Source organism: Acinetobacter sp. YH01021 (genome assembly GCF_013420255.1).
GTDB lineage: Bacteria > Pseudomonadota > Gammaproteobacteria > Pseudomonadales > Moraxellaceae > Acinetobacter.
This window is the reverse complement of record NZ_VOYO01000040.1, coordinates 1-10,726: the sequence shown is the minus strand read 5'-3', so window position 1 is coordinate 10,726 and position 10,726 is coordinate 1. Positions and strand designations below refer to the sequence as shown.

11 protein-coding genes are annotated in these 10,726 nt (G+C 39.3%); 4 read left to right on the top strand and 7 right to left on the bottom strand.

The window, feature by feature from the left end:
• Window positions 1-163: 163 nt before the first annotated feature.
• Entirely contained in the window at window positions 164-496 is a 333-nt protein-coding gene (locus FTT86_RS15040) for a hypothetical protein (protein ID WP_155861448.1), read from the bottom strand.
• A gap of 148 nt (window positions 497-644) precedes the next feature.
• Here FTT86_RS15040 and FTT86_RS15035 point away from each other — a divergent pair, with 148 nt between their 5' ends.
• Window positions 645-1,325: a heavy metal response regulator transcription factor gene (locus FTT86_RS15035; protein WP_004679347.1), complete on the top strand. Its 681-nt coding sequence runs from the start codon at window positions 645-647 to the stop codon at window positions 1,323-1,325.
• Window positions 1,318-2,718 carry a heavy metal sensor histidine kinase gene (locus FTT86_RS15030; protein ID WP_005105857.1) on the top strand — a complete coding sequence of 467 codons (1,401 nt, stop codon included), beginning with the start codon at window positions 1,318-1,320 and terminating at the stop codon, window positions 2,716-2,718. The genes FTT86_RS15035 and FTT86_RS15030 overlap by 8 nt, the downstream gene beginning before the upstream one ends.
• Window positions 2,719-2,756: 38 nt before the next feature.
• Here the strand turns inward: FTT86_RS15030 and FTT86_RS15025 are convergent, their stop codons facing one another.
• The 6 genes from FTT86_RS15025 to FTT86_RS15000 all read right to left on the bottom strand — a co-directional run bounded on the left by FTT86_RS15025 (window position 2,757) and on the right by FTT86_RS15000 (window position 8,647).
• Complete coding sequence (locus FTT86_RS15025) at window positions 2,757-4,040, bottom strand: MgtC/SapB family protein (protein WP_180087630.1); 1,284 nt, start codon at window positions 4,038-4,040, stop codon at window positions 2,757-2,759.
• Window positions 4,037-6,412, bottom strand: coding sequence for a heavy metal translocating P-type ATPase (locus tag FTT86_RS15020; RefSeq protein ID WP_004663996.1), 2,376 nt, complete (start codon window positions 6,410-6,412; stop codon window positions 4,037-4,039). Before FTT86_RS15020 ends, FTT86_RS15025 begins: the two co-directional genes overlap by 4 nt.
• 11 nt (window positions 6,413-6,423) lie before the next feature.
• Window positions 6,424-7,074, bottom strand: coding sequence for an isoprenylcysteine carboxylmethyltransferase family protein (locus tag FTT86_RS15015; RefSeq protein WP_004663997.1), 651 nt, complete (start codon window positions 7,072-7,074; stop codon window positions 6,424-6,426).
• Window positions 7,075-7,094: 20 nt separating this feature from the next.
• On the bottom strand, window positions 7,095-7,343 hold the full coding sequence (locus FTT86_RS15010; RefSeq protein ID WP_004695740.1) for a DUF2933 domain-containing protein: 249 nt from the start codon (window positions 7,341-7,343) through the stop codon (window positions 7,095-7,097).
• 26 nt (window positions 7,344-7,369) lie between these two features.
• Window positions 7,370-7,801, bottom strand: a complete 432-nt coding sequence (locus tag FTT86_RS15005) for a hypothetical protein (protein WP_004695737.1) — start codon at window positions 7,799-7,801, stop codon at window positions 7,370-7,372.
• Window positions 7,802-8,404: 603 nt separating this feature from the next.
• The gene (locus FTT86_RS15000; protein WP_004281876.1) at window positions 8,405-8,647 is read right to left on the bottom strand and encodes a DUF2789 family protein; all 243 of its coding nucleotides are present in this window, start codon (window positions 8,645-8,647) and stop codon (window positions 8,405-8,407) included.
• Window positions 8,648-8,998: 351 nt separating this feature from the next.
• Between FTT86_RS15000 and FTT86_RS14995 the strand changes: the two genes are divergently transcribed.
• Both FTT86_RS14995 and FTT86_RS14990 read left to right on the top strand, forming a co-directional pair.
• Window positions 8,999-9,379, top strand: a complete 381-nt coding sequence (locus tag FTT86_RS14995) for a copper resistance protein CopC (RefSeq protein ID WP_004681441.1) — start codon at window positions 8,999-9,001, stop codon at window positions 9,377-9,379.
• Window positions 9,380-9,443: 64 nt separating this feature from the next.
• Window positions 9,444-10,325 carry a copper resistance D family protein gene (locus tag FTT86_RS14990; protein WP_005220177.1) on the top strand — a complete coding sequence of 294 codons (882 nt, stop codon included), beginning with the start codon at window positions 9,444-9,446 and terminating at the stop codon, window positions 10,323-10,325.
• Window positions 10,326-10,726: the final 401 nt, after the last annotated feature.

Below are 10,726 nucleotides of genomic sequence, written 5' to 3'. Positions count from 1 at the left end.
CTGCAATTTAGGAGAGTGTTATGCCAATTCGGTGACTTTTTCTATCTTTTAACACCAATTCCAGTTTTTAGTTGAGTTTGAGATTGGTGTCGAGAGTAGGTCGCTGGTTTGTGCAAAGGTCTCTAGTATAAACTTTAATACTTCTTTCTCGCTATTTATAAAATTATTTATTGCTACTAGGCATATTCATCTTTGAATGATCCATTTTAGAATGGTCCATATTCATCTTTGAATGATCCATTTTAGAATGGTCCATATTCATCATAGAATGATCCATTTTTGACATGTCAGATGAGTTAGGAGACTGATGTTGACTATGATCTTGCTGAGTCTTGTCATCTTTTTCCATTTTACAAGGTTTTGTACAAGGTTTCTGTGCTTTTACCGTTTTAGTGGCACTTGAGGTTGATACATCTTTTGCCCAAGATTGAGTACCAGCAATTAAAGTTCCAGCACACATTAAAATTGTTAGACTACGACGCACTACAGTTTTCATAAGTTTCTCTAAAAGTTAATTTCTTGCTACTACAATAAAGTGAAGCACTGAACATCTAAGTGACTTGAAAATGACATTTTTGTAATCTATCTCGATTAGATGTTTTATAACGTTATTATAGTTTTAATGAATGACTTAGGATTCGGAAATGAGAATACTATTAGTTGAAGATGAACAAAAAACTGGTGATTATCTCAAGCAAGGTTTATCCGAAGCTGGCTATATTACGGACTGGGTTACAGATGGGTTAACGGGTAAACATCAAGCTCTTTCTGAAGAGTATGACTTAATTATTTTAGACGTGATGTTACCTGGACTAAATGGTTGGAATATTATCAATGATATTCGTAGCAGCGGTAAAACAATGCCCATTCTTTTTCTTACCGCCCGAGATCAGATAGAAGATCGAGTAAAAGGATTAGAGCTAGGCGCTGATGATTATTTAGTTAAGCCTTTTGCTTTTGCAGAGCTTCTAGCTCGAATAAAAACGCTCCTTAGACGAGGGCAACAAAGAGAAGATAATAATATTATTAAGATTGCTGATTTAGAACTTGATTTGAGAAAACGTCGGGTAACACGAGCAGGTCAACGCATTGATTTAACGGCTAAAGAATTTGCTCTTATGGAGCTTTTTATGCGTAGAAGAGGTGAAATTCTACCAAGAGCACTTATTGCATCTCAAATTTGGGATATGAACTTTGATAGTGATACAAATGTAGTTGAAGTCGCTATTAAACGATTAAGAAATAAAGTAGATAGTAATTTTACCCCTAAGTTAATTCAAAATATTAGAGGAATGGGGTATGTATTAGAGGTAGAAGATGAATAATAAATTATTCAAATCTATCAGTTTTCGTATTGGTATTATTTTCTCATTATCGACTATATGCATTCTCATTATGATGGGGTTTTTCATCCATAAATTAGTGATGCATCATTTTGAAACGCAAGATCGTACCCAATTAGAAGGTAAAATCCAGCTTATTCAGAATCTTCTCCAACAGCATCCTAAAAATTCTCCAGAACTTGATCTATATTTGAAAGATGCTTTAGTTGGACACCATGATCTTATGGTCCAAATAGAACGACCGGCAGGTCAGATTTTATTTAGTTCAGCATCTTCAATCATTAATACTCAACAGTTAATCAAGTCAGCAAATAACCCTTGGATTAAATGGAAAATTAAGAATAAGACCTATCGTGGCATGATCTACAACACGGATATAAACAAAAATACTGAAATACAATCTGTACGCATTATTGTGGGGATCGATACATCTGAACATCTACATTTTTTAAATGATTTTAAGCGTCAACTTTTTTACATTGGTTTAGCCGGTACGATTTGTTTAATGTTTTTAGGCTGGTTTGCAACCTGGAGAGGTTTAAGACCCGTGCAAAAAATGGCTAAGGTCGCAGAAGGCATTTCTGCCCAACATCTTTCAGAACGTTTAGAAGTTGAGCACACACCAACCGAACTAAAATCATTAGCAATTGCCTTCAATGATATGCTCGACAGACTAGAATCAGCTTTAGAAAGGCTTTCCGATTTTTCATCTGATTTAGCGCATGAAATTAGAACACCGATTAATAACTTAATGACTCAAACTCAAGTATGTCTTGCCCGTAAACGAGATACCAGTACCTATCAAGAAGTACTATTTTCTAATTTAGAAGAATTAGAACGTTTGGCTCGAATGGTATCCGATATGCTTTTCTTGGCAAAAGCAGAACATGGCCTAAAATTACAGAACTTACAGAATATTGACCTGGTTAAAGAAGTTACAGCCTTATTTGATTTCTATGATGCGCTAGCTGCCGAAAAAAATATGACGCTTCAACAAACAGGATCTGGAAATGTCAAAGGTGATCCTGCTATGTTACGTCGAGCACTCAGCAATCTATTATCTAATGCAGTTAAATATGGAAATAAGAATTCTACAATACGCATAAAACTTCAACAGAATTTAGATAACACAATATTTTCAATTGAAAATGAAGGCCCTGAAATCTCTCCTGAACAACTATCCAGGTTATTTGATCGATTTTATCGAACAGATGCATCTAGACAAAGAACAGAAGAAGGAACCGGCTTAGGGCTCGCGATAACAAAATCTATTCTTGATATGCTTGGGGCGACCATCCAGGCTGAATCCCTCAATGGTCGAATCATTTTTACCATTGTTTTTCAAAGTGAATCCATGCAAGGGGAATCATTTTAACTCATTTTTTGAACATCTTCCATTTACCCGAGTTGACCTTACATAAAGCTCAAACTGAGAGCCAGAGCTACGCCAGCACCTATCATGGCAATTGTGTAGCCAAATATGATAGCTCGGCCAAACTGTGCCCCCCCTGTCATCCATGCAATTGTCGCTTTGCTTAACATGTTGCTCAGTGTGGCCAGCCCTAGCGCGACAGCAGCCACATTTGTTGTTAAGCCTTCAGTACTATGCAGGCGGGCAAGTGAGACTAAAATAGCATCTACGTCTGCTAGCCCAGAAATAGTCGATAATACGAAGATGCCGCTGGTGCCCAACCATTGTTTTGCTGCCGGGACCAAGACTGCCATGACAGCCAGGAAAGCAGCGAAGCTGAATGCTGTCCCAAGATCAAAAGGAGCCATTGCTTCTATTGTTCGATCGTTGTTTTCAGCGCTGGTAATTTGGCGTTGTCTCCACAATGCCATACCCAGCAGAAGGATTCCCGCAATCATCATTGCACCACCAAAAGTGCTTAGCAATGCTGGCTCAATGACGCCTATCAGCACAACCATACGAAAAAACATGATGCCACAGGCAGCCAATGTTCCAGAAATAGCAGCACTGACCATGACGGGGTGCTGGCGTGTATAGCGTGCCAGTGCGACAGTTGCAGCTGTAGAAGATGCCAAACCACCCAATAGACCTGTCCAGAGTATGCCTCTTTCTGAACCGGTAAGCCGCATGGCAAAATGACCTGCCAGAGAGAGTCCGGCAATCAGGATCACTGCCCACCATAACTGGTAAGGATTTAATGCAGCAAAAGGTCCCAGACCCGTATTGGGTAAGTAGGGTAATATAACGACAGAAAGTACCAGCAACTGCAGGGATGCGGTTAATTCACGATGCTCTATCAAGCGTAGCCAACCGTGTAAGGTTGGCTTGAGATCCAAAAATACAGCGACGATTACAGCCGCGGTTAATGCTAAAGTAACATTACCATGGGATGCATATGCACCTAAAACTAATGTCAACAGCATCGCGATCGTCGTGGTAGCGCTTAGATTACCGGAAAGTTTTGCGGTACGCGCGTAGGACACTGTTAATAATAAGGAAAGCCCTAATACGGCCGTGACCAGCGGCCAAGGCCCGAAGTTTGGTTGTAAATGACCGAGCACTCCTCCGAGCAATCCTGTCAATGTGAAGGTACGTAGGCCTGCTACTCGGCTGCCCTCGGGCAATTCACGATCGTGCCATCCTCGTTCTAAACCAATGAGCAGGCCGATGGCAAGTGCTGCAATAAGACCTGGTACATCTGGTGGAAGAAAAGAACTCTCTATCATAACTTTTTATTTCGCAGGCGAAGGGCATTCGTGATGACTGAAGCTGAACTCAAACTCATAGCCAAGGCGGCAATCATCGGTGACAACAACCAACCGGTAAATGGATATAGTACGCCAGCCGCGATAGGGATACCCAAAGCATTGTAAAGGAAAGCAAACATGAGGTTCTGTTTCATGTTGCCGACAGTAGCTTCCGAAAGTGAACGGGCAACAGCAATCCCTCGTAAATCTCCCTTGACCAGCGTAACTTGGGCACTATTCATTGCAACATCAGTCCCGGTTCCCATAGCGATACCGACATCAGCTTTAGCCAAGGCTGGTGCATCATTGATGCCATCACCAGCCATAGCCACGATGCGACCTTCCTTCTGCAATTTGCTGACCAGTTCTAGTTTATCTGCGGGTTTGACTTCGCCATGTACCTCATCAATGCCTAGACGTGCTGCGACTGAACGGGCAGTGGTGAGACCATCTCCTGTTGCCATCACGATACGTAGACCCGCTTCCTTCAGGGTGGCAAGTGCTTCTGGGGTATTTTTTTTGATGGGATCGGATACTGCAAGCAGACCGGCCAATTCACCATTGATGGCTAGATGCATCACACTTGCACCTTCCGAACGCAGCTCTTCGGCTTGCGGAATCAGAGATTGTACCGAGATACCCAATTGCTCCATCAGTGCTGTGTTGCCCAAAGCTAACTGACGATCGCCCACTTGACCTCGAACACCAATCCCTGAGCCCGATTCAAAATTATCTGGTGTTTCAAGAGACAGGCCACGTTCGTGTGCTGCGTTTACAATCGCTTCGGCTAGCGGGTGTTCACTGCCTTGATCAAGACTGGCGGCTAAACGTAATACTTCAGATTCGTCAAAATCTGATGCGGCAACTACACGATCGAATACAGGGCGTCCTTCAGTTAACGTACCTGTTTTATCGATGATTAGTGTGTCAATCTTGCGTAGATTCTCAATGGCTGCTGCATCACGAAACAGCACACCATGAGTAGCACCTTGACCCGTCGCAACCATGATAGACATTGGAGTTGCCAAGCCTAGTGCACAAGGACAGGCAATAATGAGTACTGCCACAGCATTGATTAATGCATAAACCCAGCTTGATTCTTCTGGGCCGAATAGTCCCCATCCAAAGAAGGTAAGCAAGGCAATGGTCACTACAGCCATGACGAACCAACCTGCTACCTGATCAGCCATACGTTGCATTGGTGCTCTCGATCGTTGAGCTTGCGCCACCATCTGTACGATCTGGGATAACATGGTACTTGAACCAATTTTCTCTGAACGCATGATCAATGAACCATTGGTATTCAGGGTAGCTCCAATGACTTTATCGCCGATACGTTTAGTGATAGGTAAAGGTTCACCTGTCAGCATCGATTCATCCACTGAACTACTTCCTTCAGTGATTACACCATCCACAGGCACTTTTTCACCTGGGCGAATTCTGAGTAAATCTCCTACATGGACATGCGTTAGAGGAACATCTTCTTCAGTTCCATCAGGCAGGATTCGGCGAGCTGTTTTAGGAGCGAGCCCAAGGAGTGACTTAATTGCAGCAGAAGTTTGCGAACGTGCTTTTAACTCCAATATTTGTCCCAGTAGGGTCAATGAAATGATGACCGCTGAAGCTTCAAAGTAAACAGCGACACGACCCATGGAAATAAATGAGTCTGGGAAGATTTGCGGTGCAATGGTTGCGACCACACTATAAATAAATGCAGCTCCAGTGCCCAAACCAATCAGCGTCCACATGTTCGGGCTGCGATTCACAACCGATTGCCAACCCCGGGAAAAAAATGGCCAACCTGCCCAAAGTACAATTGGGAGTGACAACACCAGTTCAATCCAGCTCTGAACCGCCATATTGAACAGGTTCATTTGATGACCAAACATCGCCAAAAAAGTCACGATGATGGTCAATGGCAGTGTCCACCAGAAGCGTCGGCGGAAATCACGTAACTCCGGATTCTCATCTTCCTCTAATTCAGGAATGAGTGGCTCCAGTGTCATTCCGCATTTAGGACAGTTTCCAGGATGATCTTGCCTGATTTCTGGATGCATTGGGCATGTATAGATGGTCGTACCTGTTGTGCTTGCCGCATTAACGTGTTGAACAGTCTGATGATGCTGTGTATGTGCATCGGCAGTCGTCGTTGCGGGTTTAGCGATATATTGCACCGGGCTGCTATGAAACTTTGATTGACATTTATCACTGCAAAAAAAGTAAGTTTTCCCCTTAAATTCCTCATGGTATTTCGATTCTTCAGTGACGGTCATACCACAGACTGGGTCTTTCAGTACGTCTGTTGTAGCCTGTGCCATATGGTCCTGGTTATGATTTTTTTGATCTGACATAAATAATTCTCTTATGGAAAAGTGGTTTTATGGCCGAATTTTGGAATAAATCTCGGAGTCTGTTGAGCATAGCTGTCATAGACAGCGCCAAACTGTTTACTCATTTCAGCCTCTTCCTTAATTGCCAAGCGGCTGTACATTAAGAGTAGGATTGGAAACATAATCAGTGTCAGTAAAGTTGGCCATTGCAATAAAAAACCCAGCAAGATCATCACAAAAGCCACGTATTGTGGGTGACGTATACGTGCATAAGGGCCTGTGATCGCTAAAGAATGCTGACGTTGCGCGTTGTACAGCACGTGCCATGACGTTGATAACAGGTAAAATCCATAACCCAAGAAAACGTAACTGGCGATATGCAAAATGCCAAAATGTGGATCACCTTTTTCACCTAATAGCGTTGACCACAAGTGACCTGCATTATGAGAAAGTAAGTCAAGTTGAGGGAAGCGAGTTTGAAGCCAACCAGATAACAGGTAAATGGTTAAAGGAAAACCATACATTTCGACAAATAGAGCAATGATAAAAGCCGAAAAGGCCCCAAATGTACGCCAATCGCGCGCAGTGGAAGGTCTAAAAAAACTGAAAGCGAACATGATAAAAACTGCTGAGTTAATGATAACCAGCGTCCATAAACCATAAGCCGATTCCGCATGATTCATGATGGATCTCCTGATAAGAGCTATTTTTTGTTATCAGATATATCGGATTTTTTTTGCTGCGAGTGGTTATGCCCATGACCACCATGCATAAAAATATGCATCAGTGGACACGCTAAAAGGAATAAATAAGGCAAAGCACCGATAACGTGGGCCAAATGTTCTGTTAATAGAAAATAAGCTGCGATACCACCCAGCACGATTAGACCAATGGCATAACGTGTAGACCAGAAGTTAGGTACTGAATTATTTTCTTGGTGTTGGTGATTCATGGTGCTTTCCCCTAATTCATGGGTAACTATTTAGTTGCTGACGGAGGCATACAGTCCATCATCATCTGCATCATGGATTGCATCATGTCCATACGTTTTTCCATCATCTGCTGACGGTCAGCCATATTTGCATTCATGCTTTGGCTGCCCATCTGTTTCATCATACTCATACCTCCTTGCATGAGTTTCATGTGCTCAGCCATAAGTTTCTGACGTTCTTGTGGGGTTTTTGCAGCCATCATCTTCTCATGCATGGCTTGCATCGCCTTCATGTGTTGATCCATTGCAGCCATTTTATCTGTAGCAGTGGTGCTGGTAACTGTTTGCTTAATTGTTACTGCAGATGGTGCTGTTTTTTCAGGGTGGTGATCTTTGTGTTCATCGGATTGCTGTGCAAATGTATTCAATGACGCGGCTGCGATACATAAGCCCAAAAAAATGTTTTTGAATTTCATCATAATTTTTTCCTTTAAATAATTTGGAAGTAAAAGCTATGTTTTAGTACTGAACAGAGTCTAGGAATTTGACTACTAAACTGATGAAATTTTTGGTTATTCTCTGTCTCTCTTAAAAATTTTAGCACTATTAATTAATTATTTTTAAAAATGACAAAAATGTAATTTTGAGATCTTCTCGAAATATATAGTCTATGCTGAGATGACAAAAATTTTATTTAATATTAATCTTTTAAAACTATTAAAGTTGTTATGATTTTATGTGCTTAAAAAAATAAAAATGAAATGATTAGATGACTCCAAGGCTAGTTAGAGACACATTCTTAATGTAATTTACACTGTTATTCCTTTAAAGAAAAAATACAGTTGATCAAAATAGTTTTTTATAGAAAAAAGGGTGGATAATTTAATTATTAAACTTATTGGTATATTTATTAGATAGAAGGTAAAGAAGATTATTTTTAATATTAGGGTTTATAATCCAAATTTCAGAGTAAGGAATCTACTACTTATATAATAGAGATTCCATCTCCAAAACAGTACTACTGTATGAATGAGTTGTATTCAATGCAGGGAAGAATGTAGATCCTTAATACTAACGGAAAATTATTTTACTGAATTTTCATGTAAAGACTCATTTAATTGATCAATCACTGTCGTCCATTCACCATCAGAGTGTAGTTTTTCTTCTAAAAAATGACGTTGAGCATCAGTCCAAAAAATTGCTTGTGTTAAAAAAACATCTCCAGCTAGCTGATGGCTCTCTATGAATTTTGCAATTGCTTCTTCAGTAGAAGCTAAACCAAGCTGTTCAAATAATTTGGTCATTCTTGGACGTGTTTGAGTCATGTGCTTAGCCCACAAATTTATATTAGATCAAATTAAACATAACATGTTTATATTTAAACTAAAATATAAAAAATTAAATAGCTACTATTTTCTTAGACAAAATGATTACTACATTTCATAAATCAACCACCTACATAATTTGTTTGTTAAATGATCATTATTTTTCAATAAGATTATTTTAATAGTTAAAGATTTTAAATTTTAAAAATGACAAAAATGTAATTTTGAAGTCATCGCTCTGTTTCTGTCTCTCACTAATAATTGAAATATAAGAGGAGATGATGTGGTCTCATTAAATATAGATTTTATAAAGTCATCTCTAATGAACTAACGAATCAAGAGGAAACGTAAATGAAATTATTTCAAAATAAAATGACTGCTCTACGTAATGTTGTAGTAGCTGCAACGATGATTGTGGCTACTACAACTACGTTCGCTCATGTGAGTTTAGTGAGTGCGATTCCTGCGGAAAATGCATCTATCCTTAGTCAACCAAAGAACTTGACCCTTAACTTTGGTGCAGAGGTTATGTTGATGAATATTAAGTTACTGGATGCTCAGCGAAGAGATGTTCCTTTAAAATATAAAGTTACTCATGACTTAAAGAAATCCTTTGATGTCGCTCTTCCGAAACTGAAAAAAGGTAAATATACCGTTGTCTGGACAACAATGGGGAAAGATGGTCACAACATGAATGGTGAATATAGTTTCACTATCAAATCAACTAAATAAGAATTGATTACCTTTCAACATGTCAGTGAGGTGCTGGCATGTTGTTCTAGAATGGACAAAAATAATGATTTCTGAATATTGGATGTGGGCCACTTGGTTAACTAAGGTTATTTTATATTTAAGTGTAGCTTTTGTCGTTGGTGGAGCCTTTTGCTATTTTTTACTTAGACAATATCTTGAACTAAAAGAATCGATTCTTAAATATATTACAATTGGCGCTGGATTAGGCCTAATTTCCAGTACCTTGGGATTTTTTATTCTGATTGGTAGTTTTGCCAATACTGGTATTACAGGGATGGTGGACCCCACGTATATTAATATATTGGTTAATACTCCGACGGGGTATATATACGTTCTTCGTTCTATTAGTTTTGCTCTTTTACTTCTTCTCATGGTGGTTAAAGTTAACAGGAACAAAGGTCAGTTTTCTATAATTGAAAGTTCAATATTTTGTATTTTACTTATCCCGATTATTTTTAGTTTTTCCCAGCTCGGACATGTCGCTAATTTAACCTTACTTGCTCAAATTTTATTATCAATCCATATTCTAGTTATGTCGTTATGGATGGGGTCTTTATATCCGTTATGGAAAACCAGCCGGGAAATAAGTGGTTTACCTTTAAAAGATCGCATGCATGTATTTGGACGTATTGCTGCTTTCATTGTTGGGATATTAATCGCCTGTGGCGCTAGTGTAGCTCTTCTTTTAATTAAAGATTTTAATACCTTAATCAATACTGCATATGGCTATGGTTTCATGGTTAAAATGTTTTTTGTTATAAGTATTCTACTTTTAGCTGCCTTCAACAAATGGTATTTCACCCCGCGTCTTCAACATCCTAAATTCGCTAAACACCTTAGTCATGCCATTTTATTTGAGATGTTATTAGGTCTATCAATTCTATTAACAACAGGCTATATAACCACTGTCGTGGGTATTGAATAAGAGAATTTCAAAATAAGGGAATTGAGGAAATTTAACATTACTGCATTTATCTTTTGTAGCTGAGCAATAAAGTTTCTACTGGACTGTCAACTTACGACAATCAGAACAGTAAAATCGCATCATGAGGCATTATACATAAAGGTAGTCACCGGTTTTTAGCTTATCTTCAACCCATAACGGTCTCATCTATTCAGTTCACTACCATTGATTGAAATAACTAATCTTATAAATTTCAGAGTGATCGTAGATGACAAAAATGTCATTTTAAAGTCACATAGAGATGGATCCGTAAATTTGAACAACTCCTATAAGTGATATTCTGCTCCTCAAATGATGTTATAAACATCAATATATGGAGTATTTTATGGCACGTAGACCAAGAAGAAATCATTCAAATGATT